This is a genomic window from Sphingomonas sp., from assembly GCF_031426035.1.
Taxonomy (GTDB): domain Bacteria; phylum Pseudomonadota; class Alphaproteobacteria; order Sphingomonadales; family Sphingomonadaceae; genus Sphingomicrobium.
Genome location: NZ_JANPKO010000040.1, coordinates 1 through 26,221, shown reverse-complemented (window position 1 = coordinate 26,221; position 26,221 = coordinate 1). Strand labels below are relative to the sequence as shown.

General features: G+C 68.9%; 20 protein-coding genes, 1 tRNA gene and 1 pseudogene. 8 read left to right on the top strand and 14 right to left on the bottom strand.

Annotated elements, in window-relative coordinates:
- From RMP08_RS02515 to RMP08_RS02495, 5 genes and pseudogenes are all read left to right on the top strand, one after another.
- The coding region (locus tag RMP08_RS02515) for a DUF6504 family protein (protein WP_310467397.1) at nucleotides 1-1,060 on the top strand (1,060 nt) is incomplete at its 5' end.
- A gap of 83 nt (nucleotides 1,061-1,143) precedes the next feature.
- Nucleotides 1,144-4,520, top strand: a pseudogene (locus RMP08_RS02510) (error-prone DNA polymerase).
- A 141-nt stretch (nucleotides 4,521-4,661) separates the two neighbouring features.
- Nucleotides 4,662-5,078, top strand: a complete 417-nt coding sequence (locus RMP08_RS02505; RefSeq protein ID WP_310467396.1) for a hypothetical protein — start codon at nucleotides 4,662-4,664, stop codon at nucleotides 5,076-5,078.
- A gap of 99 nt (nucleotides 5,079-5,177) precedes the next feature.
- Nucleotides 5,178-5,483, top strand: coding sequence for a metalloregulator ArsR/SmtB family transcription factor (locus RMP08_RS02500; protein ID WP_310467395.1), 306 nt, complete (start codon nucleotides 5,178-5,180; stop codon nucleotides 5,481-5,483).
- Nucleotides 5,480-5,962 carry an SRPBCC family protein gene (locus RMP08_RS02495; protein WP_310467394.1) on the top strand — a complete coding sequence of 161 codons (483 nt, stop codon included), beginning with the start codon at nucleotides 5,480-5,482 and terminating at the stop codon, nucleotides 5,960-5,962. Before RMP08_RS02500 ends, RMP08_RS02495 begins: the two co-directional genes overlap by 4 nt.
- Here the strand turns inward: RMP08_RS02495 and hutH are convergent.
- The gene (hutH, locus tag RMP08_RS02490) at nucleotides 5,959-7,461 is read right to left on the bottom strand and encodes a histidine ammonia-lyase (RefSeq protein ID WP_310467393.1); all 1,503 of its coding nucleotides are present in this window, start codon (nucleotides 7,459-7,461) and stop codon (nucleotides 5,959-5,961) included. The two genes, RMP08_RS02495 and hutH, sit on opposite strands and share 4 nt — an antisense overlap.
- Here hutH and RMP08_RS02485 point away from each other — a divergent pair.
- Complete coding sequence (locus tag RMP08_RS02485) at nucleotides 7,461-7,592, top strand: hypothetical protein (RefSeq protein ID WP_310467392.1); 132 nt, start codon at nucleotides 7,461-7,463, stop codon at nucleotides 7,590-7,592. The genes hutH and RMP08_RS02485 overlap by 1 nt on opposite strands.
- Before the next feature lie 28 nt (nucleotides 7,593-7,620).
- Here the strand turns inward: RMP08_RS02485 and RMP08_RS02480 are convergent, their stop codons facing one another.
- Genes RMP08_RS02480 through hutI form a run of 3 tightly spaced genes read right to left on the bottom strand, consistent with a single transcriptional unit; the run spans nucleotide 7,621 to nucleotide 10,893 of the window.
- Nucleotides 7,621-8,019, bottom strand: a complete 399-nt coding sequence (locus tag RMP08_RS02480; protein WP_310467391.1) for a hypothetical protein — start codon at nucleotides 8,017-8,019, stop codon at nucleotides 7,621-7,623.
- Nucleotides 8,006-9,694, bottom strand: coding sequence for a urocanate hydratase (gene hutU, locus RMP08_RS02475; RefSeq protein ID WP_310467390.1), 1,689 nt, complete (start codon nucleotides 9,692-9,694; stop codon nucleotides 8,006-8,008). Before hutU ends, RMP08_RS02480 begins: the two co-directional genes overlap by 14 nt.
- Nucleotides 9,691-10,893 carry an imidazolonepropionase gene (hutI, locus tag RMP08_RS02470; RefSeq protein ID WP_310467389.1) on the bottom strand — a complete coding sequence of 401 codons (1,203 nt, stop codon included), beginning with the start codon at nucleotides 10,891-10,893 and terminating at the stop codon, nucleotides 9,691-9,693. The genes hutU and hutI overlap by 4 nt, the downstream gene beginning before the upstream one ends.
- A gap of 39 nt (nucleotides 10,894-10,932) precedes the next feature.
- Here hutI and RMP08_RS02465 point away from each other — a divergent pair, with 39 nt between their 5' ends.
- Complete coding sequence (locus RMP08_RS02465; protein ID WP_310467388.1) at nucleotides 10,933-11,814, top strand: arginase family protein; 882 nt, start codon at nucleotides 10,933-10,935, stop codon at nucleotides 11,812-11,814.
- A 3-nt stretch (nucleotides 11,815-11,817) separates the two neighbouring features.
- Here the strand turns inward: RMP08_RS02465 and RMP08_RS02460 are convergent, their stop codons facing one another.
- Nucleotides 11,818-12,837: an ATP-dependent DNA ligase gene (locus tag RMP08_RS02460; RefSeq protein WP_310467386.1), complete on the bottom strand. Its 1,020-nt coding sequence runs from the start codon at nucleotides 12,835-12,837 to the stop codon at nucleotides 11,818-11,820.
- Between the two features lie 74 nt (nucleotides 12,838-12,911).
- On the opposite strand from RMP08_RS02460, the gene RMP08_RS02455 reads away from it, so the two are divergent.
- Nucleotides 12,912-14,156: an ammonium transporter gene (locus RMP08_RS02455; RefSeq protein ID WP_310467384.1), complete on the top strand. Its 1,245-nt coding sequence runs from the start codon at nucleotides 12,912-12,914 to the stop codon at nucleotides 14,154-14,156.
- Here the strand turns inward: RMP08_RS02455 and RMP08_RS02450 are convergent.
- From RMP08_RS02450 to RMP08_RS02410, 9 genes are all read right to left on the bottom strand, one after another.
- Nucleotides 14,147-16,201 carry an FAD-dependent oxidoreductase gene (locus RMP08_RS02450; protein WP_310467383.1) on the bottom strand — a complete coding sequence of 685 codons (2,055 nt, stop codon included), beginning with the start codon at nucleotides 16,199-16,201 and terminating at the stop codon, nucleotides 14,147-14,149. The genes RMP08_RS02455 and RMP08_RS02450 overlap by 10 nt on opposite strands.
- Nucleotides 16,198-17,529, bottom strand: a complete 1,332-nt coding sequence (locus tag RMP08_RS02445) for an amino acid permease (protein WP_310467382.1) — start codon at nucleotides 17,527-17,529, stop codon at nucleotides 16,198-16,200. The genes RMP08_RS02450 and RMP08_RS02445 overlap by 4 nt, the downstream gene beginning before the upstream one ends.
- Nucleotides 17,526-20,045 carry a CehA/McbA family metallohydrolase gene (locus RMP08_RS02440; RefSeq protein WP_310467381.1) on the bottom strand — a complete coding sequence of 840 codons (2,520 nt, stop codon included), beginning with the start codon at nucleotides 20,043-20,045 and terminating at the stop codon, nucleotides 17,526-17,528. Before RMP08_RS02440 ends, RMP08_RS02445 begins: the two co-directional genes overlap by 4 nt.
- Nucleotides 20,045-21,355, bottom strand: coding sequence for an acetyl ornithine aminotransferase family protein (locus tag RMP08_RS02435; protein WP_310467380.1), 1,311 nt, complete (start codon nucleotides 21,353-21,355; stop codon nucleotides 20,045-20,047). Before RMP08_RS02435 ends, RMP08_RS02440 begins: the two co-directional genes overlap by 1 nt.
- A gap of 26 nt (nucleotides 21,356-21,381) precedes the next feature.
- Nucleotides 21,382-22,167 (bottom strand): CoA-transferase, encoded by a 786-nt coding sequence (locus tag RMP08_RS02430; protein ID WP_310467379.1) that lies wholly within the window; start codon nucleotides 22,165-22,167, stop codon nucleotides 21,382-21,384.
- Nucleotides 22,164-22,973: a CoA-transferase gene (locus RMP08_RS02425; RefSeq protein WP_310467378.1), complete on the bottom strand. Its 810-nt coding sequence runs from the start codon at nucleotides 22,971-22,973 to the stop codon at nucleotides 22,164-22,166. The genes RMP08_RS02430 and RMP08_RS02425 overlap by 4 nt, the downstream gene beginning before the upstream one ends.
- A 2-nt stretch (nucleotides 22,974-22,975) precedes the next feature.
- A complete protein-coding gene (locus RMP08_RS02420; protein WP_310467398.1) occupies nucleotides 22,976-24,541 on the bottom strand; it encodes an aldehyde dehydrogenase family protein in 1,566 nt (521 codons plus the stop codon).
- Nucleotides 24,542-24,546: 5 nt separating this feature from the next.
- Nucleotides 24,547-25,902 (bottom strand): aminotransferase class III-fold pyridoxal phosphate-dependent enzyme, encoded by a 1,356-nt coding sequence (locus RMP08_RS02415; protein WP_310467377.1) that lies wholly within the window; start codon nucleotides 25,900-25,902, stop codon nucleotides 24,547-24,549.
- 180 nt (nucleotides 25,903-26,082) lie between these two features.
- Nucleotides 26,083-26,159: transfer RNA gene (locus RMP08_RS02410), tRNA-Met, on the bottom strand.
- Nucleotides 26,160-26,221 lie beyond the last annotated feature (62 nt).

Genomic DNA, 26,221 nt, shown 5'->3' with positions numbered 1-26,221 from the left:
CTTCCCCTCTCCCTCAACGGGAGAGGGGCTCAGCACCCTCCTCGCCCCCCTGCCCGTTGCAGCTTTGCGCCTTCCTGCGACCGCGACGCGGACGCTCGAACGGCTCGGGCTCAAGACCATCGGCGCGCTGGCGGGGGTGCCGCGGCGGAGCCTGGCGCGGCGCTTTCGCGAAGCGGACAATCCGATCGACGCGCTCGACCGCGCGCTGGGGCGCCTGCCCGAGCCGCTGACCGCGACGCGCGCCGAGCCGCCGCCGCGCGCTGCGTTGCGGCTGGCCGAGCCGGTGGCCGATCCAGCGATCCTCAGGAGCGCGCTGGCGCGATTGGCCGACCCGCTGGCGCGCGAGCTGGCGCGGCGCCGGCTGGGCGCGCGGCGGATCGTGTTCCACGCCTTTCGCGTCGACGGCGAGGTCGGCGAGGCGGCGACGGAAACCGCACGCCCGACGCGCGATGCGGCGCATGTCGTGCGGTTGCTGAGTGAAAAGCTCGAGCGGCTCGACCCGGGGTTCGGGTTCGACGGCTTCGCGCTGACCGCGGCGTGGTGCGAGCCGCTCGGGTCCGAGCAGGATGCGCTGCTCGGCGAGCCGCCGCGCGAGCTCGAGCTGGCGCGGCTGATCGACCGGCTGGTGGCGCGGCTCGGCGCCGAACGGGTGCGTCGGCCGACTACGCGCGGAAGCCATTTGCCCGAGCTGGCGAGCGGATGGGGGGGCGCGTTGCGAGACAGGCCCTCCCCCCAACCCCCTCCCGCAATGCGGGAGGGGGAGCAGAAGCGCCCCCAGCGCCTGCTTGATGCGCCCGAGGCGATTGCGGTGATTTACGCGACTCCGGAGGGGTTGCCGCGGCGGTTCGTGTGGCGGCGCGGGGTGCATGACATCGCGCGGGTCGAGGGGCCCGAGCGGATCGCGCCCGAGTGGTGGCGACAACCGGCGGGGACGCGGCTGCGCGATTATTACCGGGTCGAGGATGCGGCCGGGCGGCGGTTCTGGATTTATCGCGAAGGGCTGTTCGGCGACGGGCGCGGCGGGGCGCCCGAGTGGTTTCTGCACGGGCTGTTTGGCTGATGCCCGAGTATACCGGATTCGGGCGCAAGAAACTGGTGCGCGACGGGCCGCTCGAAGCGATTCCGCGCGCAGATTATGTCGAGCTGGGGGTGGCGACGCCGTTCTCGTTCTTGCGCGGGGCATCGGACGCGATCGAGCTGGTGCTGACCGCGCTCGAGCTGGGGATGGACGCGATCGGGGTCGCCGACCGTAACACGCTGGCCGGGGTGGTGCGACTGCACAGCGCGGCAAAAGGCGCGGGGTTGCGGCCGCTGATCGGGTGCCGGCTGGATCTTGCCCCCCTCCCGCTTGCGGGAGGGGATGGGGGGAGGGCCTGTGAGGCTTCGGACAGGCCCTCCCCTTCGCTGCTTCGCAGCTCTTCCCCTCCCGCTGGCGGGAGGGGGGAAGTGAGCCTGCTCGCTTACCCACGCGACCGCGACGGTTACGGGCGGCTGTCGCGGCTGCTGAGCTTGGGGAAGATGCGCGCGGTGAAGGGCGAATGCGAGCTCACCCTGGCCGATGTCGCGGAGCATCGAGAGGGCATCGCTTTCATCGCCTGGCCGGAGGACATTGACGCGTTCGAAGATGGGCTTCCGCGCCTCCGCGAAGCGCTGCCGGCGCTGCATCATGTCGCGGCGGCGCATCTCTATCGCGGTGACGACCTCGCGCGGATCGAGCGGCTCGACCGCATCGCGCGCGCCAATCGCTGCAATATCCTCGCCACCAACGACGTTCATTATCATGAACCCGAGCGGCGGCCGCTGCAGGACGTGATGAGCTGCATCCGCGAGAAAGTGACGCTGGCCACGGCGGGCTATCTGCTCAACCCCAATGCCGAGCGCTATTTGAAATCGCCGGCCGAAATGGCGCGGCTGTTCGAGCGCTGGCCGCATGCGATTGCGGCGACGCGCAGCTTTGCCGACGCGCTCGATTTCAGCCTCGACGAACTGCGCTACGAATATCCGCGCGAGAGTGTGCCCGAGGGCCGCTCGCCGCAGCAGTATGTCGAGCTTTTGACGTGGGAAGGTGCCAGGACCCGCTGGCCCGACGGCGTTTCGGGCAAGGTCGACAAGCAGCTCCGCCACGAGCTTGCGCTGATCGAGCGGCTCGACTTCGCGCGCTATTTTTTGACCGTCCACGACATCGTCGCCTTTGCGCGGTCGCTCGATCCTCCGATCCTGTGCCAGGGGCGCGGCAGCGCGGCCAACAGCGCGGTGTGTTTCTGCCTCGGCATCACCGCGGTCGACCCGGCGACCAGCGATTTGCTGTTCGAGCGCTTCATCAGCGAAGAGCGCAAGGAGCCGCCCGACATCGACGTCGATTTCGAACATGAGCGACGCGAGGAAGTGATCCAGCACATCTATCAAAAATACGGCCGCGAGCGGGCCGGCATCGCGGCGACCGTGATCCACTACCGCCCGCGCTCGGCGATCACGAGGTGGGCAAGGTGATGGGCCTCTCCGAAGACGTCACCGCGGCGATCGCCTCGACCCATTGGGGCAGCATGGAAGGCGAGATCGCCGACGAGCGCGTGGCAGAAGCCGGGCTCGACGCCTCCGACCCGCACTTGCGCCGAACGCTCAAGCTCGCCGCGCAGATGATCGGCATGCCGCGCCATTTGTCGCAGCATGTCGGCGGGTTCATTCTGACCGAGCGGCCGCTGACCGAGACGGTGCCGGTCGGCAACGGCGCGATGGACGACCGCACCTTCATCGAATGGGACAAGGACGACATCGAGGAACTCGGCATCCTCAAGATCGACGTGCTCGCGCTCGGCATGCTGACCTGCATCCGCAAATGCTTCGATTTGATCGCGGCGCATCATGGCGAGCGATGGGATTTGGCGACGGTGCCGCAGGAGGTGCCCGAGGTCTACGACATGCTGTGTCGCGGCGATTCGCTGGGCGTGTTCCAGGTCGAAAGCCGGGCGCAGATGAACATGCTGCCGCGGCTGCGCCCGCGCTGCTTTTACGACCTGGTGATCGAAGTCGCGATCGTCCGGCCGGGGCCGATCCAGGGCGACATGGTGCACCCGTATTTGAAGCGCCGCCAGGGCAAGGATGCGGTGACCTTTCCGTGCCCCGACCCAACGCACGGGCCGGGCGACGAATTGCAGCAGATTTTGGGGCGCACCTTGGGGGTGCCGATTTTCCAGGAGCAGGCGATGAAGATCGCGCTCGACGCGGCGAAATTCTCGCCCGCCGAGGCCAACCAGCTGCGCAAGGCGATGGCGACCTTCCGCAGCCGCGGGACGATCGAATTGCTGCAGGACAAGATGGTCGGGCGGATGGTGCGCCGAGGCTACGATCCCGGTTTCGCGCAGCGCTGCTTCGACCAGATCAAGGGTTTTGGGGAGTATGGCTTTCCGGAAAGCCACGCGGCGAGTTTTGCGCACCTCGTGTACGTGTCGAGCTGGCTCAAGTGGAAATATCCGGCGGCGTTTGCGGCGGCGCTTTTGAACTCGCAGCCGATGGGGTTTTACGCTCCGGCGCAGATCGTCCGCGATGCGCGCGAGCATGGGGTCGAAGTGCGCGGCGTGGATGTGAATTTGAGCGATTGGGATTGTTCGCTTGAGGCTCCCCTCCCGCTTGCGGGAGGGGTCGGGGGCGGGCCTGCTTTTCCGTCTCACAGCCCCACCCCCCAACCCCCTCCCGCCAGCGGGAGGGGGAGCAAAGTTTTGCGTCTTGGCCTCCGCCAGGTCGAAGGACTGCGCAGCCTTGATGCCGCTCAGATCACCCCTTTCCGCCCCTATGCCACGGTCGAGGATTTGCGCACCCGCGCGCACGTGCCCGTCCACGCCATCCAGCGGCTCGCCGAGGCCGACGCATTTCGCTCCCTCGGGCTCGACCGCCGCGCCGCGCTGTGGGATTCCAAGGCGCTCAAGGCGGCGCCCGAATTGCCGCTGTTCGCCGCCGCGGACGCGCGCGACGAGGGGTCCGAAGCGGAGATCGCGCAGCTCCCGCAAATGCCACTCAGCGAGCATGTCGTCAGCGATTACCAGACCGTGCGCCTGAGCCTGAAAGCACATCCCATGCAGTTTTTGCGCGAGCATTATGCAAGCCGCGGGTTCGTCACCGCGGACGCGCTGAAATCGATCCGCGACGGCAAGCGCGTGTCGCTCGCCGGGCTGGTGCTGATCCGTCAGCGGCCGGGCAGTGCAAAGGGCGTGTGCTTCATCACGCTGGAGGACGAAAGCGGGATCGCCAATCTGGTCATCTGGCCCGATGTGTTCGAGGCCCAGCGGCGGATCGTGATGGGCGCGCGGCTGATCGCGGTGCACGGCATCGTCCAAAAGGACGACGCGGTGATCCATGTCGTCGCGCGCAAGCTGGAGGACGACACGGCGATGCTGCGGCATTTGAGCGACGATGCGCTGCCGTCGACGCTCAACCAGGGGGACGGCGGCGGCAGTTGGCGGCCGCCCGCCGCCATGCACCCGCGCAATGTCGACTGCATCCCCAAGAGCCGCGATTTTCACTGAGATCGCTTGCCGTAGCCAATTAATTCAGGTTAATTCCAGGGCGCTGATCCTTTCACCCGTGGCGTTCCCGTGCACCGACCAGCCGACCGGCCAAGCGACCGGGCGAACCGGCTGCGGCCGACACATTGGGGAACCATCACGATGCATATCAAACTTGCCCTCGCGGCTGCCGCCGCGCTTGCCTTGGCGTTGCCGACAGGCGCCGCCGCGCAATCGGCCGGAAGCGGGATCGTGTCGATTTATCACGCCGCGCCGGGGCACCAGGTGGCGCTATTGAAGTGGCTCGCCGAGCAGGAGCGGATCGCGCGCGAAGCGGGCCAGCCGACCGCGCAAATCTATGTCCACACCGACGGCGCCGCATGGGACTATCTGATGATTGCGCCGGTCACCACGCCCGAGCAGGACGCGGCGTTCGAGGCGGCGGCAAAAAAGCTCGGACTTACCTATGGGCCGCGCGCGGGAATCGAGCTGCGCAAGCATATCTCTAGCCACACCGACACCTTCGTGCGCGGTCCAATGACGGCCAGCCAGATCCTCGCCAACCTCGGCGAGAAATAGCGGCGCAGGGAGGGGCATCGGCAGCAACCGGGTCCCTCCCAACCCTCGCTCGAGACACACGCTTGACTCATTGGTAAGTGGTGACTTACTAATGGGCACATGAGTGATTTGGCCTTCGCTGCTTTAGCCGACCCGACCCGACGCGCGGTGTTCGAGCGGCTCGCCGGCGGCCCATGCGCGGTGGCGGCGATCGCGGCCGGATTGCCGGTCAGCCGGCCGGCGGTGTCGCAGCATCTCAAAGTCTTGAAGGACGCCGGGCTGGTCGTCGCCGAGGCCCGCGGGACCAGCCGCATCTATCGCATCGACCCTGCCGGGCTGGGTCCGATGCGGCGCTGGCTCGACCAGCAATGGGACCGCAGCCTGGCCAATTTCAAAACGCTCGCCGAACAGGAGGACAGGCCATGAACCACCCCGCGCAGCAACGCATCGCGCCCGCCGCAATCCGCAAGACCATCGAGGTCAGGGCGCCGATCCAGCGCGCGTTCGAGGTGTTCGCGGGCCGCATGGGGGAGTGGTGGCACAAGGAACACAGCGTCGCTGCGCACACCATACAGATCGATGTCGTGATCGAGCCGCGGGGCGGGGGGCGGTGGTATGAAAAAGGGGCCGACGGGTCCGAACATATGTGGGGGCGGGTGCTGGCGTGGGAGCCGCCGAGCCGGCTGGTGCTGGCGTGGCAATTGAACCGCGAGTTCGATTACGATCCCGATTTCGCGACCACGGTCGAGGTCAATTTCGAGGCGCGCGGCGAGGTCACCATCGTCCACTTCGAGCACCGCGACCTCGAGCGCATGGGCGAGGGGGCGGCGCAAGAATTCGAGAGCATGGACGGCGGCTGGGGAATGCTGCTCGGGCTGTTCAAGTCGAAGGTCGAAGCAGCCTAGCCAAGCAGGTCGCTATCGCCGAACTCGCCGGCGAGCACCGCGCCCTGAAGCGCGGCCATGTCGGTCGCCCAATAGCGGTCGGCGGTCATGTGCGGCGACATCGCGCGGACCTTGGCGTGGATCGCCTGGAGCCGGGCCGACGTCTTGAGCGGGGCGTGGCAGTCGACGCCTTGCGCGGCGGCGATCAGCTCGATCGCGATCACCCCGGCGTTGTTGCGCGCGATGGTGGACGCCTTGCGCGCGGCGATCGGCGCCATCGAGACATGATCCTCCTGCCCGGCCGAGGTGGGGATCGAATCGACCGAGGCGGGGAAGGCCAGGCTCTTGTTCTCGCTGACCAGAGCGGCGGCGGTGACCTGGGGGATCATCAGCCCCGAATTGACCCCCGAATCCTCGACCAGGAAGGCGGGCAGCCCGCTCATCTTGGGATCGACCAGCACCGAGGTGCGGCGCTCAGAGATCGAGCCGACCTCGCACAAGGCGATCGCGATGGTGTCGGCGGCGAAGGCGACCGGCTGGGCGTGGAAATTGCCGCCCGAAATGGCTTCATCGGTATCGGGGAAGACGATCGGATTGTCGGTCACCGCCGCGGCCTCAATGACCAGGGTACGCGCGGCGTTGGCGAGCAAGTCGAGCGCGGCGCCCATTACCTGCGGCTGGCAGCGGAAGCTGTAGGGGTCCTGGACCCGGCCGCAGCGGCCGTGGCTGGCCATGATCGCGCTGCCCTCGAGGTAGGAGGCGATGGCGGCGGCGACGCGGATTTGGCCGGGCTGGCCGCGCAGCGCGGACAGGCGCGGGTCGAACGGTTTTGCACTGCCCTTGAGCGCATCGACCGACAGCGCGCCGGCGGCGAGCGCGGCGGCAAACACGCGCTCACCGGCGAACAAGGCGTCGAGGGCGATGGCGGTCGAGGCCTGGGTGCCATTGATCAGCGCGAGTCCTTCCTTAGGCCCAAGCGCGAGCGGCTCGCGGCCGAGCTTTTGCAGCGCCGCGGCGGCGGGCATCGTTTCGCCGGCGAGGTCAATGCTGCCGTGGCCCATCAGCGCGGCGATGAGGTGCGCGAGCGGGGCGAGGTCGCCCGAGGCGCCGACGCTGCCTTGGCTGGGGATGACCGGCATGGCGCCGGAATCGAGCAAAGCCTGGAGCGCAGCGATGACCTCGACCCGCACCCCGGAAAAGCCGCGGCCGAGGCCAAGCAATTTGAGGACGATCATCAGGCGGGTGACGTGGCGCGGCAGCGGATCGCCGAGGCCGGCGCTGTGGCTGAGGATGAGGTTAGTCTGGAGCTCGGCGAGGCGATCATGGGGGATGCGGGTGTTGGCGAGCAGGCCGAAGCCGGTGTTGACCCCATAGACGGTGTCGCCCGACGCGACGATGCGATCGACCGTGGCGGCGGCGGCGGCGACGCGGGTCAGTGCCGAGTCATCGAGCGACGCGGACGCGCCCGCCCACAAAGCGCGCAATTGCCCGAGCGAAATCTGTTCCGGGTTCAGCTTCAATGAAATTCCTGACCGTATTGCTGTATGTCGCCGTGGTGCTCGATGCCTTTTTCTTGTGCGCGAGGGAAGTAGGCGGATCCCGGCTCAGGCCTGTCCTGAGCGAAGTCGACGGGCACCCGGATGACGGATAGCCATGCGCCGGACGCTAGCCGCCGATCGTCATGCCCGGTCGCCGGGGCTCGGCTCGAACTTGGCCTTGAGCCGAGCGTAATCCTCGCGCTCCATTTCCTCGATTTCCTCGTCGGTGAACGGCGATTCGTGATGCTCGCGATCCGACCGGTAGCGCTTGATCGGCGGATCGGGCTGATCGGTTTCGACGAGGTTGATGACCACCCGGCTGCCGACCGTGAGATCGACCTTTTCCCAGCGCGAGTGAAAGGACGCGCCGTCCGCGCCGGTTTCCGACAAGCCGCCGGCCGCGATGTCGAGCCGGCCCGCGTCATCGGGATCCTGTTCGCGGCGGCGAACCCCCGACAGGATGACCGACATCACCGCCCAATCTTCCATGCCGGCGACGCAAATCCGGCGGTCGTCGACGAACAGCTCAAACGCCAGCATTCTGACCCCCGGTTCCGCCAATCATGGGCAAGTCCAGCCCCTGTTCCTGGGCGCAGTCGACCGCGATCTCGTAGCCGGCGTCGGCATGGCGCATGACGCCCGTCGCGGGGTCGTTCCACAGGACTCGCTCGAGGCGGCGGGCGGCGTCGTCGCTGCCGTCGGCGACGATGACCATGCCGGCGTGCTGCGAATAGCCCATGCCGACCCCGCCGCCGTGGTGGAGCGAGACCCAGGTCGCGCCCGACGCGGTGTTGAGCAAGGCGTTGAGCAGTGGCCAGTCGCTGACCGCGTCGCTGCCGTCCTGCATTGATTCGGTTTCGCGGTTGGGGGAGGCGACCGAGCCTGAGTCGAGATGGTCGCGGCCGATGACGATCGGGGCGGAGACTTCGCCGTTCCTGACCATCTCGTTGAAGGCGAGGCCCAGGCGGTGGCGCTGGCCGAGGCCGACCCAGCAGATCCGCGCGGGGAGGCCCTGAAAGGCGATCCGCTCGCGCGCCATGTCGAGCCAGCGGTGGAGGTGCGGATCGTCGGGGATCATTTCTTTTACGCGCTGGTCGGTCTTGTAGATGTCCTCGGGATCGCCGCTCAGCGCGACCCAGCGGAACGGGCCGATGCCGCGGCAGAACAAGGGCCGGACGTAGGCCGGGACGAACCCCGGAAAGTCGAAGGCATGGGTGACGCCTTCATCCTTGGCCTCTTGGCGAATGTTGTTGCCGTAGTCGAAGGTCGGGATGCCCATTGCCTGGAAGGCGAGCATGGCCTCGACATGTTTGGCCATCGAGGCGCGCGCGGCGGCGGCGACCGCGGCGGGATCGGTTTCGCGTTTGGCGATCCATTCGGCGACGGTCCAGCCGATCGGAAGGTATCCGTTGGCGGGATCGTGGGCGCTGGTCTGGTCGGTCACCGCGTCGGGGCGGATTCCGCGCGCGACCATTTCGGGAAGGATTTCGGCGGCGTTGCCGAGCAGGCCGACGCTGGTCGGCTCGGTTGCGGCGGCGATGATCTCGAGCGCCTGGTCGATGCTGGTCGCGCGATGATCGAGGTAGCGGGTGGCGAGGCGCTTTTCGATCGATGATTCCTGGCATTCGACGGCGATGCAATGCGCGCCGGCCATCACCGCGGCGAGCGGCTGCGCGCCGCCCATCCCGCCGAGGCCGGCGGTGAGGATCCATTTGCCCTTGAGATCGCCGCCATAATGCTGGCGGCCCATTTCGGCGAAGGTCTCGAAGGTGCCTTGGACGATGCCCTGGGTGCCGATGTAGATCCACGAGCCGGCGGTCATCTGGCCGTACATCGTCAGCCCGAGGCGATCCAATTCGTTGAATTTCTCCCACGTCGCCCATTTGGGGACGAGGTTGGAGTTGGCGATCAGCACGCGCGGGGCGTCGCGGTGGGTGCGGAACACGCCGACCGGTTTGCCGGACTGGACCAGCAGGGTTTCCTCGTCGCCGAGCCGCTCGAGGGTGGCGACGATGGAGTCGAAGCACGCCCAGTTGCGCGCGGCGCGGCCGATCCCGCCATAAACCACCAGGCTCTGCGGGTCCTCGGCGACTTCCTCGTCGAGGTTGTTCATCAGCATGCGGACGGCAGCTTCGGTCGCCCATGATTGGGCGACGATCTCGGGGCCGCGGCGGGCGCGAATGTGGCGGCTGTTATCGCGGCGGTCGGAGCTCAACAATCCAGTCCTCCGAAAATCCGCCGCTCTGGCCCGGGCAGCCCGATCCAGTAGGCGAGCTCGATTGGGCTTTCGCGCCACACCGCGAGGTCGGCGGCCTTGCCCGGGGCGAGGGTGCCGACCTCCGCTTCGAGCCCGAGCGCGCGGGCGGCGTTGACGGTCATCCCGGCCAGCGCCTCCTCCGGGGTCAGGCCGAACAGGGTGCACGCCATGTTGATCGCCAGAGTCGGCGACAGCAAGGGCGAGGTGCCGGGGTTGCAGTCGGTCGCGACCGCCATCGGCACGCCATAGGCGCGCAGCAGGTCGACCGGCGGCTTGCGGGTTTCCTGCAACGCATAGAAAGCGCCGGGCAGAAGCACCGCGACCATGCCCGCCTCGGCCATCGCGGCGACCCCGGCCTCGTCAATATGCTCGAGGTGGTCGGCCGACAGCGCCTCGTAGCGCGCGGCCATTTTGGCGCCGCCGCGGTTGCTCAATTGCTCGGCGTGAAGTTTTACGCGCAGGCCGTGCGCGGTGGCGGCGGCGAACAGGCGCTCGGTCTCGGCGAGGGTGAAGCCGATGGATTCGCAGAAGGCGTCGACGCTGGTGGCGAGGCCGGCCGCGGCGACCGCCGGGATCATCTGCTCGACCGCTTCGTCGACGAACTCGGCGCGATCGCGTCCGGGGGGGAGCGCATGGAGCGCGAGCAGGGTGGCGACGACGCGCACCGGCTCGCTTCGCCCAAGGGCCTTGGCGGTGTTGAGCAGGCGCATTTCGGCGGCGGTGTCGAGGCCGTAGCCGGACTTGATTTCGACCGTGGTGCAGCCGCCGCGCATCAGTGCGTGGAGGCGGCGGCGGGCGCCGTCGATCAGCTCGGTGGCGGAGGCGGCGCGAGTGTGGGCGACGGTCGAGGCGATGCCGCCGCCGGCGTTGGCGATGTCCTCATAGGAGGCGCCGGCACGGCGCATGGCATGCTCGTCGGCGCGGTTGCCGCCGAACACCAGGTGGGTGTGGCAGTCGATCAGCCCAGGGGTGACCCAGGCGCCGCCGAGTGGGACGACTTCGGAAGCGCGCGTGCCGGCCATTTCGGTGCGCGGGCCGACGCGGACGATCTTGCCGTCGAGGATGCCGATCGCGCCGTTGCGGACCACCCCCAGCGGGTCGCCGGCGCGCGGCACCATCGTCGCGACGTGGCAGTCGATGAGCAGGCGGTCCCACATGGAATCGCCTTAGGGCACCTCCGGTGATACCGTCAAAGCATGGGGAGTTGGCCCAACCTTGCCGAGCTGCTGGTGGCGCGCGACGCGGCGGCGCCGGTCGGGCTGCTCGGCGTGCCGCTCGCGGCTGGGTCGGTGACGGCGGGGGCGTGCGACAAGGCTCCGGGGCTGTTACGCGCGACCCTGCCGCGGATCGGGCGCTACGATGTCGAGACCGGGCGCGAGCTGGCGACCTTGGTTGCCGACCGCGGCGACGTGGCCGTGGCGGGAATGAGCATCGAGGACGCCACGGGGCCGATCCGCGACGCGGTGGCGGACAGCGCCGAGGCGCATGCGCTGACACTGCTGGTCGGCGGCAATAATGCGGTGACGCGGCCGGCTTTGCTCGGGCTCGGTGGGTCGCTCGACGAGATCGGGTTGATCACCCTCGACGCCCATTTCGACATGCGCGACACCGACCAGGGACTGAGCAACGGCAACCCGGTGCGGGCCTTGCTCGAGGACGGGCTGCCCGGCGCCAATATCGCGCAGGTCGGGCTGGCCAGCTTTGCCAACAGCGCCGCAATGCACCGCGACGCGGTGGCGGCGGGCAACCTCGTCATCACCCTGGGCGACGTGCGGGCGCACGGCATCGACCACGCCATCGCCCACGCGCTCGACCATGTCGCGCATTGCGACGCGCTGGTGATCGATTGCGACATCGACGTCCTCGACCGCGCGCAGTTGCCCGGAGCGCCGGGCGCACGGCCGGGGGGGATGGCCGCGGCGGATTTCTTTGCTGCGGTACGCCGGCTGGCGTCGGACCCGCGGGTGCGCGTGATCGATTTGACCGAGTGGGACCCGGCGCTCGACCCGAGCGACTTGAGCGCGCTGACCGCGGCGCGGTGGGTGGCGGAGTGCCTCGCCGGCTACGAGCTGCGCTGAGGCTCAGCCGAACAGTTGCGCCAGCTCGGACGGGCGCAACTCGGGGGCGAGCTGGTCGAAGGTGCATTGCGCGGGCGCCTTGTCGGGACGCCAGCGCAGCAGGCCGGTGCCGTGGCGGAAACGGCGGCCGGTGACCTGATCGTAGCGCACTTCGACCACCAGGCTGGGCTTGAGCGGGTGCCACTCGGCCGAGCGCGCGGTGGCCCAGCGGCTTGGGCCCCCAGGCGCGTTGCCGGTGAAGCCGGGCGATGAGATTAGTTTTTCTAACTTGGCAGTTAGTTTTGCGCGGTCCTCGGCCTTGAGCGCCGAGGTGAAGCCGACATGGTGGAGCAGGCCGGCGTCGTCGTAGAGGCCGAGCAGCAGCGAGCCGACCTCCTTTTTCTTCTCCGCATAGCGGAAGCCGCCAACCACGCAGTCGGCCGTGCGCTGCTGCTTGACCTTGACCATCGCGCGCTCGCCGAAACGATATGGCTGGTCGGCGCGCTTGGCGATGACGCCATCGAGTGCGCCGCCACTGCGGTCGAGCCAAGCCTGGGCCTCGGCGCAGCTGGCGGTGACGGGAGACAACAGCAGGCCGGGGATGCGCTGGGCGGCGTGAAAGCGTTCGAGCGCGGCGCGGCGGTCGCTAAGCGGCTTCTCGGCAAGGGATTTGCCGCCGACCGCGAGGAGGTCGAACAGCATATATTCGGCGGGGGTTTCGCAGCTCAGCCGGCGAATGCGGCTTTCGGCGGGGTGGAGGCGCATCTGGAGCGCTTCGAACGATAGCGCATCGCCGACCGGCAGGATCAGTTCGCCGTCGAGCAGAAATTGTTTTTCCTCGAGGCCGTTCAGCATCGCGACCACCTCCGGAAAATAACGCCCGAGCGGCTTGCCCGACTTGGAGATCAGCGAGACCTCGCCGCCGTCGCGCGAGGCGAGGCAGCGGAAGCCGTCCCATTTGGGCTCGTAGTGCCAGCCTGCGCCATCGGGCAGCTCGGCGGCGAGCAAAGCCTCCATCGGCGCGGGGGGATCGGAGCGGGCCATGCGAGGTGAACGATTCACATGGCCGCGCGGTGCCTTGGCGCTTTAGCGTGGGCGTTGGCGCAACCGGGGGTGACATGAACGAGGGACTGACGATCGACAGCGGCGACACGGCGTGGATGCTGGTGTCGACCGCGCTGGTGCTGATGATGCTGCTGCCCGGGCTGGCCTTGTTCTACGGCGGGTTGGTGCGGGCCAAGAATTTGCTGTCGGTGATGAGCCAGGTGCTCGGGATTACTGCGGTGGCGGTGCTGTGCTGGATCGGGTGGGGCTACAGCCTCGCGTTCGGCGAAGGCAATGCGCTGTTCGGCTATCTCGGCAAGGCCGGGCTGGCGGGGATCGGCGGCGACGCGGCGTGGCCGCTGGCGACCGCGGGCGAGGCGATTCCCGAGCTGGTGTTCGTGGCGTTCCAGATGAGCTTCGCGGCGATCACCGCGGCATTGGTCATCGGGGCGCTGGTCGAGCGCGTGCGGTTCGCCGCGATGATGCTGTTCGCCTTGCTGTGGCTGACCATCGTCTACGCCCCCCTGGCGCACATGGTGTGGGCGGCGGAGGGCCTGCTGTTCGCGATGGGCGCGATCGATTTCGCCGGGGGCACGGTGGTCCACATCAACGCCGGGGTGGCGGGGTTGGTGGGGGTCGCGTTCGCGGGGCCGCGGCTGGGCCATTTGCGCGAGGCGATGCCGCCGCACTCGCTGGCGTTGACGCTGGTCGGCGCGGGTCTGCTGTGGGTCGGCTGGTTCGGATTCAACGGGGGCTCGGCGCTCGAGGCCAACGGGCTCGCCGCGGTGGCGATGGTCAATACGTTCGCCGCGCCCGCCGCGGGGGTGTTGGCGTGGATGGGGATCGAACGGTTTGTGTCGGGCAAGCCGTCAATGCTCGGCGGCGCGTCGGGCGCGATCGCCGGGCTGGTCGCGGTAACCCCGGCGGCGGGCATCGCGGGGCCGATCGGCGCGATGCTGCTCGGCGCGACGGCAAGCCTGGCCTGCTACGGGTTCGTCAGCTCGCTCAAGAATCGGCTGCGGATCGACGACAGCCTCGATGTGTTCGGGATCCACGGGCTGGGCGGGATCGTCGGCTCGATCGGCACCGCGTTCGTCGCGCTGCCCGCTCTCGGCGGGCATGGCGCGGAAGGCTATGCGCTGGGCGCGCAGTTGGTGGCGCAACTGGCCGCGGTGGGGGTGGCGATCGCCTGGTCGGCGGCGGGATCGGCGTTGTGCTTCGCGGCGGTTCGCCAAGTCACCGCGCTGCGCCACGGCGAGGAGCAGGAGCGCGAAGGGCTCGACCTCAGCGACCATGGCGAGCGCGCGTATTACGGGTGAGTGACGCCGGGAAGCTGGCGGCGGAAAGAGGTGGCGGCGGGTTCGCCCAGCTCGCGCGCGTAGCGATGGCCGGCGTAGACCGCGTGGACGATCGCGCCGGGGGCTTCGGCGTCGCCGATGCAGCGCAGCGATTGCAGGGTGCCCCACTCGGCTTCGCGTGCGGCGAGGTCGTGGAACAGGCTGTCCTTGGGCAGGCGGGCGGTAACGCTCAGCACGGAGGCGCAAGCATGCTCGGTCGTGCGGCCCGACCACACGTCCTGGAGTGTGGCGCGCGCGCCATCGAACGCGACCAGCCGTTGCGAGGCGAGCATCGTCACGTCGAGCTCGCGCAGGCGCGCCTGGATGTGGGGGAATTCGAGCGTGTTGAGGGTCCACGGCGCGGGCGCGGCGGCGGGGGTCACGAACAGCACTTCAACGCCCGCCGCGCGCAAAAATTCGGCCATCACGCTGCCGTGGTAATAGCCGTCGTCGTCCCACAGCAGCACCGGGCCGGGAGGAATTTTTCCGTCCATCACATCGTCGGGGGTGAACACCGGAAAGCGGTCGAAGCCGGGGATCGGCGCGGCGGTGCTGCGGCCGAGGCCGTCGCGGCGCCAGTGGCAGCCGGTGGCGATGACGACATGGTCGGCGCCGAACGCGAGCACATCGTCGGCGCTCAACGCGCTTTCGCGATAGACCGAAACGTTGGGCAGACGCTCGATCTGGCCGACCCGCCAGTCGCGCACGCGGGTCCATTCGGCGAGGCCGGGCAGGCGCGCTTCGCGGATGACGCGCCCGCCCAATTCGCGCGAGGCCTCGGCGAGGTGGACCTCATAGCCGCGCTGGCCGAGCGCGCGGGCGACTTCGAGTCCGGCGGGCCCGGCGCCGACCACCAGCACTTTTTCGGCGGCGTGATTCGGAGCGATCGTCTCGGGGTGCCAGCCCTTGCGCCATTCCTCGCCCATGGTCGGGTTCTGGGTGCAGCGGATGGGCACGTGGGTGAGATCGCCGCTGATGCAGATGTTGCAGCCGATGCATTCGCGGATGTCGTCGATCCGCCCTTCCTCGATCTTGCGCGGCAGGAACGGGTCGGCGATCGACGGGCGCGCGGCGCCGATCATGTCGATGATGCCGCGGCGGAGCTGGCTCGCCATGGTGTCGGGCGAGGTGAAGCGGCCGACCCCGACGACGGGCTTGCTCGTGGCCTGCTTGACCCAGTCGATGAACGGCTCCTGCGCGCTTTCCGCGGCGAAGCGCGACGACGCGCTGTCGTGGTGCCACGCCGAGACGTTGACGTCCCACACATCGGGCAGCTCGGCGAGCATGGCGACAACCTCGCGCGCTTCGCCGTCGGCGCGGATGCCGTCGTCGCCGAGGAACTCCTCGGTGGCGAAGCGCAGCGCGACGGCGCAGCGGTCGCCGACGGCGTCCCTGGTGTCCTCGATCAGCTCGCGCAGCAGGCGCACGCGATTTTCGAGGCTGCCGCCATATTCGTCGGTGCGCTGGTTGCGGCGGGCTTGCAGGAAATGCATCGGCAGCGCGAGGTCGTGCGCGGCGTATACGTAGACGATATCGAACCCGGCGTTTCTGGCACGCAGCGCGGCGGCGCGGTGCCAGCCGCGGAAATCGGCGATGTCGCGCTTGCTCATCATCCGCGCCTGTTGCGGGTGGCCGCCGAGCTGGGGCGAATGCGACGGCGCGAGCAGCACGTCGCGTGAGTAGAGGTTGGACGCGGCGGCGCCGTTGTGGGCGAGCTCGATCGCCGCCAGCGCGCCGTGGGCGTGGACCTGGTCGCACATCAGCGCCAGCGCGGGGATATCGGCATCGTCCCACAGCCGCGCCTCGATGTAGGGCGAGAGGTCGCCGCTCGGGTGGATCTCGCATTCCTCGGTGCTGACCACGGCCCAGCCGCCCTCGGCCTTGACCTCGCGCATGGCGGCGTGGGCGAGCGGCATGGCGTGGCCCATGCCGTTGCAGTGGGGGACCTGGAAGAAGCGGTTGCGCGCGACGACCGGGCCGAGCTGGATCGGCTCGAACAAGATGTCGTAGCGCGGGTCGCGTGTCATTCAGGCTGGGCGGTCGGCAATCGCGCGCGGTGGCGGCGCATCAGCAGATAGACCAGCATGCCGATCGCGGCGAGCGCGAGCGCCCACAGGAAGGGCTCGCCGCCGACGCCGATGAAGGCGAAGACGGCATAAGCGGTGCCGAGCAAGCCGAGCGCGAGGAGGCCCGGAGAACGGCCGCCGCGACGCCACAGGATGATCACCGCCAGCGCGGCGAACAAATACAGCGGAAGGTTGGCGGCGGTGACCATCGTGCTGAGGAAGGCGAAGCCGTCGACCAAAGATTCGCTGTAGTTCATCAGGATCATGATGCTGGCGAGGACGCTCGTCATTAGCAGCGCCAATACCGGCGCGCCGCGGCTGTTGTTGCGGGTGAACAGTGCGGGCATCACCTGATTGGCGGCCATGGTGCGGGTCAATTCGCCGACCAGCAAGGTCCAGCCGTTGAGCGCGCCCAAGCCGCTGATGACGACGAACAAGGCGAGCCAGCGGCCGCTGCCGGCGCCGAGCTCGCGGCTCAGCAAATCGGCGAACGGGGCGCTCGACTTGGCCAGCTCGGCCTGCGGGATGAGCAGCATCGGGATCGCCGAAATGGCGATGTAGATGGCGGCGGTGACGAGCGTGCCGACGAGCGTCGCGCGGGGGATGGTGCGGCCCGGGTCATCGACCCGGCTGGCGGGAACGGTCGCCGATTCGAAGCCGAGCATGGCGAACAAAGCGATGGTCGAGGCGGCCATCACCAGCGGCAAGCTGATCGGCGTCGGCGGCAGGTCGCGGGTGAATGCGGCGGGCTCGGCGACCAGCATCCACAGCCCGAAGAAAATCACCGCCGCCATCGGCAGCAGCTTGAGGACGGTCATGACGATCTGCACCGGGCCGCTGGTGCGCACCCCGAACAGATTGATACCGAGGAACAGCCACAGCAAGCCGAGCGCGATCAGCGGCAGCGGGACGATGCCGGCGAGCCCGGGGAAGATCGCCTCGAGATAGCCGACGACGCCGATGGCGAGCGCGGCATTGGTGATCCACACCGATACCCAATAGCACCAGATGGCGAGGAAGGCGGGCGTCTCGCCGAGGGTGGCGCGGACGTAGCCGTAGGGGCCGTCGGCGCCGGGATATTCGCGCGCCAGGCGGGCGAACACCCGCGCCAGCACGATGCAGCCGAGCACCGTCACACCCCAGCCGAGCAAAGCGTTGAAGCCGAACGGCGCGAGCACCGCGGGCAGAACGAAGATGCCGATGCCGATGGTGTTGCCGATGACCAGCGCGGTGCAGGTCCAGAAGCCAAGCAGGCGTGCCGGCGGTGCTTCAATCGCGGTGTCGGTCATCGGGCGGTCCTTCCGGCCATGCGGCGGTAGCGGTCGCGCGCGGTGCGCAGATAGTCGAGCGTCGCGCTGCGTTCGCGCGGATTATTGTAGTCGCTGCGGGCGGCCGCCTCGGCGAGCACGCGGTCGACCCAGGCGGCGAAGTAAGCGGCGTCCTCGCGCGCGGTGGCGGGGCCGCCGGGGAGGTCGAGATAGACCGGGCTGGTAGTGGCGTAGGGATAGAGATCGAGCACCTGCGGGTCGGCGCCGTCGTTCCACGCGCGCAGGATGAGCCAGCCGCCGGCATCGATCGGGAGATCGCCCGCGGCATCGAAGCTGCGGCGATCGCCGGTGAGGGCGAAGGATTTTATCACTTTGCCGTTATGGACGAGCTCGAGGTGATCGACCGCGACCGGGGAGCGCAGCGCGATGCGGTAGGGGAGCGTCCCCGCGCTACGCCGCGCGACGGTGCCGCCGGGGCGCTGGCCGGCGATATCGAGCCCGAGCAACGGCCCGTTGCTGGCGAAGCTGCGGCCGGCCTTGAGCGCGGCCTTCATCGCCGCCGGAGTGGCGTCGCCGGCGGTGTCGAGGAACAGGCGGTTCATGCCGACCGGGCCGCGCAAACTGGCGTAATTGGCCATTGCGTCGGTGCCGGCGCCGGCGGGGAGGCGGAAGCCAAGGTTTAGCAGGCGGTACCAGATTTTCGCGGTCGCCTTATGATCCGCGAAGGAGACGATCTCGAGATAATCGACCTTGCCGTGGGCGACGTCGGCGGGGAGCGCGTTGGTCAGCGATTCCTCCTTCGCCGGGTCGATGTCCCAATCGAACGGGTGGACGTAGCCGACCAGCGCGCCCTGGGCGTGAGCGAGATTGGCAATCACGCCATTGTGCGGGTACGGGCTGGTCAAAGCAGTTTGGCGGTAGGCCGAGAAATCGGGGGTCAGGATGTGGCTGGTGAGGCCGAGCAGTCCGAGGTGGCCCCACAGGCTGGTGTGATATTCCTGGGCGTGGAGGACGGTCGCACCGGCGCCGCCCGCGGGGTCCGGATCGGGGCTGAAATAGCCGATGTCGGGGACTCGTTCTTCCTTGTTGACGATGAGGTTGTGGACGAGGTCAAGGTCTTCGGCGCGGGCTTGCGCCGCGAGGTTGGCCGGAGTGTTGCGATAGGCGCCGCCGTAATTCATGTGGACATGGAGATCGGCGCTGCGGAAGGTGCCGAACGCCGCAGGCAAGTCGTTGCGCTGGAGGTTGACGGCGAGGGTTCGGGTGCCAGCGAGAGTGACGGCTTGGCGCCAGGGCAGATAGCGAAAACCGCGCTGAACCCAGATCGCGGCGGGCCCGCCGGGGGCGTCGAGCGTGCACGGCGAGGCGCAGTGAAAATAAGCGGTTTCGGCCTTTTGCGCCGAGCGGTCGAAGCCGTCGTCGGCGTGGAGCCAGGCGGACGCGGGGGCGTGCGCGCGGCCGTCGCTGGCGAGGATTGCGACGCGGGCGGGCACGCTGCGCCCGGCTTCGTCGCGGATGTCGAGGGTGAGGCGCGCGTGGGGAGTCTTGTAGCGACGGGTGGCGGCAATGATTTTTGTCTCGGCGCCGCCGACGGTATCGCGGACGACCAAGCTGGTGTTGCCGCTCTGGTTGGTGATGAACGCGATCCGCTCACCGTCGGGCGACCAGCGCGCGGTGCCGCGGTCGAACTCGCCGAAGGCAAGCGGGAGCGGGGCGGCGCCGGACGGGGTGGTCAGCCATAATTGGCGCCACTGGCGGCCGTGGTAGCTGGAGAACAGGATGCGGCCGCCGTCGGGCGAGGTTTCGGGGCGCGCGCTCCACGAGGTTTCCTCGCTGAGGATGCGGCGGCGGTCGGCGGGGTCGGCGACTGCGACCGACCAGATGTCGCCGCTGCCCCACGCCACCTCGGGATTGCCGAGGTAGAGGATGCGCTTGCCGTCGGGGGTCCAGGCCGGGTTGATGGCGTGGTCGTGGGGGGAATAATAGTAGCGCGCGATCGTGCTTTGGCGCGGCGCGACCAGCGGGCGGGGATTGGTCAGGCCGGCAGACGTGACGTTCGCGATGAACAGGTTGAAGTGGCTGGTGCCTTGCGTCGAGACCCAGGCGATTTGCCTACCGTCGGGGGACAGGCGCGGCTCGAGGTTGACCGCGCCGCCGCGGGTCAATTGCTGCTCGCGGCCGGTGCGCAAATCGCGGCGCCACAGCTCGAACGCGTCATTGGCGTAGCGGGTGAAGACGACGCTGCGGCCGTCGGGGGCGATGTCGGGTTGGTAGTCGTAGGCGGCGCGGGCGTGGGTCAGCTCGACCGCTTCGCTGGAGCCGATCGTCTGACGCCACAGCGAGCCGCCCATCGAGTAGATCAGTGCGCGGCCGTCGGGGGTGAAAGCGGCGCTCGAGGGGCCGGTGGTGAGCTGGGGGACGTACAGCTCGCGCCAGTAATAGCTGTGCGGCAGGTCGACCTGCTTGAGCACCGGCTCGCGCTTGGCCGCTACCGGAGCGGCGAGCAGAGCGGCGGCGATCAGCAGCGCGGTGCGCATCAGGCGAGGGCTTCGTCGAGCGCGGCGCGGAGGAGGGCGAGGGCCTCGTCGATTTCGTCTTTGGTGGTGCTCAGCGGGGGCATGAAGCGGACGGTGCTGGCGCCGCACGAGAGCAAGAGCAGGCCGTTGTGGAAGGCGCGGGTGATCACCGTATCGCACAGTGCCTTGGCCGGCGCGCCGTCGGCTTCGACCAGCTCCATGCCGATCATCAGGCCGCGGCCGCGGACGTCGCCGATGCATGGATAGTCGGCCATCAGGTCGCGCAGGCGGGACATGAAGTGAGCGCCAACCTCAGCGGCATTGGCGGCGTAGTCGCTCTCGACCAGATCGAGCGTCGCGATCGCCGCGGCGCAGGCGATCGGGTTGCCGCCGTAGGTGTTGCCGTGCGCGCCGCGCGCCCATTGCTGCATGTGCTTGCGGCGGGCGACGACCGCGCCGATCGGCAGGCCCGAGCCGAGACCTTTCGCAACGCACATGATGTCGGGGGCGACGCCGTCATGCTCGCACGCGAACATCCGCCCGGTGCGGCCGACGCCCGACTGCACTTCGTCGAAGATGAGCAGCATGCCGTGGGCGTCGCACAAAGCGCGCAGGCCGGCGAGGAAGCCCGGCGGCGGGACGATGTAGCCGCCCTCGCCCTGGATCGGCTCGATCAGGATCGCGGCGACATCGGCGGCGGGGACGCTGCGCTCGAACAGCATGGCGATGTAGTCGAGCACCGCGGCGCCCTGGTCGTCACCGGCGAACAGCGGGCGATAGGGATCGGGGAACGGCACGTGAGTGACGCCCGGCATGGTTTGGCCGAAGCCCTTCTGCTGGGTGTATTTGCTCGAGGTGAACGACAACGAGCCCATGCTGCGGCCGTGGAAGCCGCCGAGGAAGCCGATGAAGCGCGGGCGGCCGGTGACGTAGCGGGCGAGTTTTATCGCGCCTTCGACCGCTTCGGTGCCCGACTGGCAGAGGAAGCTCATCGCTGGCTCGCCGAGCGGGGCGAGGCGGGCAAGGCGCTCGGCCAGCGCGATCATCCGCTCGTGCCAGTAATCGGACGAGATGTGGAGGAATTCGCCGGCCGCTTGCTGGACCGCGGCGACGACCTGCGGGTGGGCGTGGCCGGTGGCGCACACCGCGATGCCGGCGGCGAAATCGAGGAAGCGGTTGCCGTCGACGTCCCACACCTCGGTGCCGCGGCCGCGGGCCATGACGAACGGATAATCGCGCGGGTAGGACGGCGAGATTACTTCGGCGTCGCGCGCGATCATGGCGCGGGCGTTGGGCCCGGGAAGCTCGGTGATGATGTGGGGCGATTGCACGGCGGCTCCTCGTGACAGATTGCGGGTCATGCCGGAAGCTCGACCGGACGGCGATGGGCCTCCGCCGTGCGGGCATGGAGCGCGCGCAGGACCGCGAGTTCGTCCGCGGTGGGCGGGGCGATCGGATCGAGTTGGTCGGCGATGGCCAGTGGCCAGCCGACCGCAGCGCGGGCCGTTTCAACTGTCGCACCAGGGAACAAAGCGGTGAGGGTCAGCTCGTTGCTGCCAGCGGCTGGGGTAAGGATTCCGAAATCGGTGATCACTTGTTGCGGCCCGGCTCCGCGTGCGCCGCTGCGGGCGCGGGCATCGCCGCCGTCGAGGAAACCGGCGGTGGTGCGGAAGTCTAATTTCTCGACGAAGCTGCGTGGGGTCGCCTTCATGACGACGAAGGTCTGCCTGGCGTGGGCGGCGATCTCGGGCGCGCCGCCGGCTCCCGGGAGGCGGGTGGCGGGGGCATCGTAGGGGCCGATCACGGTGCTGTTGAGGTTGGCGAAGCGGTCGATCTGCGCGGCGCCGAGAAAGCCGACGTCGACCCGCCCGGCCTGGAGGAAATAGGCAAAAATTTCGGGCAGGGGGACAACGCACGCCGCGGTCTCGGCGAGCTCACCGTCGCCGATCGACAGCGGCAGCACGGTCGGTCGCGTGCCGATAGTGCCCGATTCGTAGATCAGCACGATGTCGGGGGCGTGGGTCAGCCGCGCCAAATTGCACGCCGCGCTGGGCAAGCCGATCCCCACGAAGCACACGCAGCCGTCCCACAGCACGCGCGCCGCGGCGACGGTCATCATCTCGTCGGGGGTCCAGTCGGTCATGCCGCCTTGCTCATGACATTGCGGTCCATCCACTCCGAAAAGGTCGCGCGGTCGCGGGCGATGGCGTCCCAATCCTTGTAGAAAGCATTGTCGCGGGCGTAGCAGCCGTGGGCGTAGGACGGGGCGGCGCCGCCGGGGCAGTGGACGACCGAGCTGACCACCCAGTGCGGCAGCAGCACAGCGTTCATCGCCGGGGGCAATTCGTCGACGATCTCCTCGACCGTCACCACCAGCGCCTTGGCCGCGAGCGCTGCTTCGCGCTGGGCGCCGATGATGCCGTGGATGGCGACATTGCCGGCGCAGTCGGCTCGCTGGGCGTGGAGGATGGTGACGTCCGGGTTGATCGCGGGGACGGTTGCCAAAGCTTCGTCGGTGTAGGGGCAGCGGACGCTGCGGATCGCGGGATTGACCGCCGCCAGATCGGTATCGGCATAGCCGCGCAGCATGCCGAACGGCAGCCGGACGGCGCCGGCGCAATAGGCCGCGGCCATCCCGGCGTGGCTGTGCTCGTCGAGCTCGAGCGGGCGCGGCCAACCATTCTCGACCGCATCGCGCAGGCGGTGGAGCGAGCCGACCCCGGGGTTGCCGCCCCACGAAAAGGTCAGTTTCGCCGCGCAGCCCACGCCGATCATCTGATCGTAGATGAGGTCGGGGGTCATGCGGATGAGGTGGAGGTCGCGGCGCGCCTGGCGGATGATTTCGTGGCCCGCGGCGAACGGGATGAGGTGGGTGAACCCCTCGAGCGCGACGCTCGCGCCGTCGGGCACGAAGCGGTCGATCGCGTCGTGGAGGGAGAGCAGCTCCATCCCTATTCGACCACCGTGCGCGACTGCTCGCGCATGTATTGGGCGAGGTAATAGAACGACGCGATCGCCTTGCCGGTCGAGCCCGAGCCCTTCCACCCGCCGAACGGCTGATAGCCGGGCCAGGCGCCGGTGGTCGCGCCTTGCGCGCGGTTGGAGTAAGTCACGCCGGCCTCGATCTGGTCGTGGAACCAGGCGATATCGTCGTCCGAACCGTAGAGACCGGCGGTGAGGCCGAGGTCCGAATCGTTGGCGAGGCGCATCGCCTCGTCGCGGTTCGACGTGCGGTGGACCATCAGGATCGGCAGGAACATTTCCTGTTGCCACAAGGGGTGGTCGAGCGTGGCTTCGGCGAGGATCGGCTCGACATAGAAGCCGCGCGCGAGGTCGCCCTCGGTGCGCTGGCGGCCGCCGGTGAGGATCGTGGCGGAGGCGGCGAGTTGCGCGGAATAATCGGCGTATTTGCCGTAGGCGGTGCGGTTGACGACGGGGCCGAGCCAGTTCTCGCGCAACGTGGGATCGCCGATGCGGATCGCGGCGATCTGCGCGAGGAGCTTTTCGACCAAGGCGTCGGCGACCGAGGCATCGACATAGAGCCGCGACAGCGCCGAGCATTTCTGCCCGCCCATGCCGAACGCCGAGCGGACGATGCCGGCGGCGGCGCGCTCGAGGTCGGCGCTCGCGGTGACGATGCACGGGTTCTTGCCGCCCATCTCGGCGATGCACGGGCGCGGATATTTGCCGCCGGCCATGGTGCGGACGAGATCCATGCCGACCGCGGCCGAGCCGGTGAAGGTCGCCCCTGCAGTCAGCGGATGCGCGACCATCGCCGCGCCGACCTCGGCGCCCGAGCCGGAAAGGAAATTGAACACGCCCGGCGGAAGGCCGGCGTCGCGCACACAATCGGCGAGCAGACGCACCGCCCACGGCGTGTCGCTGGCGCCCTTGCACACCACGGTGTTGCCGGTGACCAGCGCGGCGGCGACCGGGCCGCCGGCGAGCGCAAGCGGAAAGTTGAACGGCGCGATCACCGCCCACACGCCGTACGGGCGCATCGTGCTGCGGTTGTGCGAGGCGACGCCGTCGAGGGGATCGTCGGGAAGCGGCCGGTCGAAGCCGTCGGCGGCGGCGAATTCGTCGGCATAATGATGGAAGAAGTCGACCGTTTCCTGCGCTTCGCCGAGCGCCTCCATGCGGTTCTTGCCGACCTCGAGGGTGAGCGCGGCGGCGATGTCGTAGACGCGCTCCTCCATTAGGTCGCCGACACGGCGGACCAGGCGTGCGCGTTCGGTGGCGGGCGTGGCGCGCCAGGCGGGAAACGCCGCGCTGGCTGCCGCGTAGGCGGCGTCGACATCGGCATGATTAGCGAGGGCGAATTCGCCGAGGTGAAAGTCGTGGTCGATCGGGCTGACGCGTTCGGCGTAGTCCGAGGCATCGCGGTCGGCGCCATCGATGAACAGGCCGTGCCGCCGGCCGAGGTTGGCGCGGACATTGGCGAGCGCCGCCTCGAACCGCTCGTGCATCGATTCGGGCGGGTTGAACATCGTTGCGTAGGTCAGGCGGAAGGTCATGGCGGTCACTCGGGATTCGGAAAAAAGCGGGCGAGCAGGCGGTCGAGCAAAGCGAGAGCGTCGGCGAGGTCGCGCTCAGAAATGACCAGCGGCGGCGCGATGATGATGAGGTTGCCGCGGGTCGCGAGCGAGACGCCCTCGGCGAGCGCGGCGGCGGCGAGCGCTTTCAGCGCCGGCGGCTGCTCGGGCCACGGCGCGAGCGGGGCGCGAGTAGCGCAGTCGGCGACCAATTCGACCACGGCGAACAGGCCGCGACCGCCGCGTACGTCGCCGATTACCGCGTGGCGCTGCTGCAGGCGCTGCAGCTCGGCGAACAGGGTTGCGCCGAGGTCGCGCGAGCGCGCGATCAGATCGTCTTCCTCGTAGGCGGCGATGGCGGCTAGGCCGGCGGCGCAGGCCAGCGGGTGGCCGCAATAGGTCAGGCCGGAGTTGAATTGCTCGTGATCGAGGCGAGCGGCGAGCGCGTTGGACAAAATCACCGCCCCGAGTGGGACGGCGGCGCCGGTCAGGCCTTTCGCCAAAGTCATCAGGTCGGGGCGACCGTCGTCGCCATAGCGCTGCCAGGCAAACCATTCGCCGCAGCGGCCGAACGCGCTCATCACCTCGTCGGCGATGAGCAAGACGCCGCGCTCGGCGGTGTGGCGGCGCAGCGCGGGCCAGTAGCTGTCGGGCGCGACGATGCCGTTGGTGCCGGCGTCAGGCTCCATCATTACCGCCGCGACCGCTTCAGCGCCCTCGGCGTCGATGCACTCGGCTACTGCGGCGGCGGCGGCCACCCCGCAATCGCCACCGCCGCTGCTGCCGAACGGGCAGCGGTAGGCATAAGGCGGCGGGACGTGGCGCACGCCGAGCGCCGCGGGGTCAACTTGAGATTGGGTGCGGGCGTCGCCCGACAGCGCCATGCCGAGCTGGCTGGCGCCGTGATAGGAGCGGTCGCGGGTGACGATCAGGCCGTTGGGCTTGGCCGATGCCTGGCGCGCGATGCGCACCGCGGCTTCGTTGGCGTCGGCGCCGCCGAGGGTGAAGTAAACACGGCCGCCGGCGAACCCCGACAGGTCAAGCAGGCGCGCGGCGAGCTCGGCGCGGGGGGCGGCGCCCCAGGCGTTGGCGATGAAGCACAATCGCTCGGCCTGGTCGCGGATCGCGGCGACCACGCGGGTATGCTGGTGGCCAAGGTTGCAGCATTCGGCCTGGCTCGACAGGTCGAGGATCGCGCGGCCGTCTTCGAGGAAGAAATGCGCGCCGGCGCCGCCGACCACGGTCGGCGCGTCCCACTCGGCCTGGACGCACCAGCTGTGCAGCACATCGCGTCGCTCGGACAAGACCAGCCCCGCCTCCCCTGCCGCGCGATCGGGCGGCACGGTGACGTTGAATACTAGCCGGCGGGTTTGCGCAATCAGAGGGCAGGGAACGATGCCCAGCGATGCGGTCAGGCAGGCACAAAAAAAGCCGCCCGAAGGCGGCTTGTTTCAGGGTGGGCCCCGGATCAAGTCCGGGGCAACGCTTTTCCTAAGTTCGCTGCGCTCACTAACGAAAAGCGTTGGTTGCGGGGGCAGGATTTGAACCTGCGACCTTCAGGTTATGAGCCTGACGAGCTACCGGGCTGCTCCACCCCGCGACGCTAATATTTGCCTCAGGCGCCGGCGCCGGCATCCGCCGACTTGGCTATCCTCCCCCGGA

What these genes read in the sequence shown, in the direction of transcription:
- RMP08_RS02505 (WP_310467396.1), top strand. Translation starts at nt 4,662, where the DNA reads ATGCATATCAAACTTGCCCTCGCGGCTGCCGCCGCGCTTGCCTTGGCG.
- RMP08_RS02500 (WP_310467395.1), top strand. Translation starts at nt 5,178, where the DNA reads ATGAGTGATTTGGCCTTCGCTGCTTTAGCCGACCCGACCCGACGCGCG.
- RMP08_RS02495 (WP_310467394.1), top strand. Translation starts at nt 5,480, where the DNA reads ATGAACCACCCCGCGCAGCAACGCATCGCGCCCGCCGCAATCCGCAAG.
- RMP08_RS02485 (WP_310467392.1), top strand. Translation starts at nt 7,461, where the DNA reads ATGAAATTCCTGACCGTATTGCTGTATGTCGCCGTGGTGCTCGATGCC.
- RMP08_RS02480 (WP_310467391.1), bottom strand. Translation starts at nt 8,019, where the DNA reads ATGCTGGCGTTTGAGCTGTTCGTCGACGACCGCCGGATTTGCGTCGCC.
- hutI (WP_310467389.1), bottom strand. Translation starts at nt 10,893, where the DNA reads ATGTGGGACCGCCTGCTCATCGACTGCCACGTCGCGACGATGGTGCCG.
- RMP08_RS02465 (WP_310467388.1), top strand. Translation starts at nt 10,933, where the DNA reads ATGGGGAGTTGGCCCAACCTTGCCGAGCTGCTGGTGGCGCGCGACGCG.
- RMP08_RS02460 (WP_310467386.1), bottom strand. Translation starts at nt 12,837, where the DNA reads ATGGCCCGCTCCGATCCCCCCGCGCCGATGGAGGCTTTGCTCGCCGCC.
- RMP08_RS02455 (WP_310467384.1), top strand. Translation starts at nt 12,912, where the DNA reads ATGAACGAGGGACTGACGATCGACAGCGGCGACACGGCGTGGATGCTG.
- RMP08_RS02450 (WP_310467383.1), bottom strand. Translation starts at nt 16,201, where the DNA reads ATGACACGCGACCCGCGCTACGACATCTTGTTCGAGCCGATCCAGCTC.
- RMP08_RS02445 (WP_310467382.1), bottom strand. Translation starts at nt 17,529, where the DNA reads ATGACCGACACCGCGATTGAAGCACCGCCGGCACGCCTGCTTGGCTTC.
- RMP08_RS02440 (WP_310467381.1), bottom strand. Translation starts at nt 20,045, where the DNA reads ATGCGCACCGCGCTGCTGATCGCCGCCGCTCTGCTCGCCGCTCCGGTA.
- RMP08_RS02430 (WP_310467379.1), bottom strand. Translation starts at nt 22,167, where the DNA reads ATGACCGACTGGACCCCCGACGAGATGATGACCGTCGCCGCGGCGCGC.
- RMP08_RS02425 (WP_310467378.1), bottom strand. Translation starts at nt 22,973, where the DNA reads ATGGAGCTGCTCTCCCTCCACGACGCGATCGACCGCTTCGTGCCCGAC.
- RMP08_RS02420 (WP_310467398.1), bottom strand. Translation starts at nt 24,541, where the DNA reads ATGACCTTCCGCCTGACCTACGCAACGATGTTCAACCCGCCCGAATCG.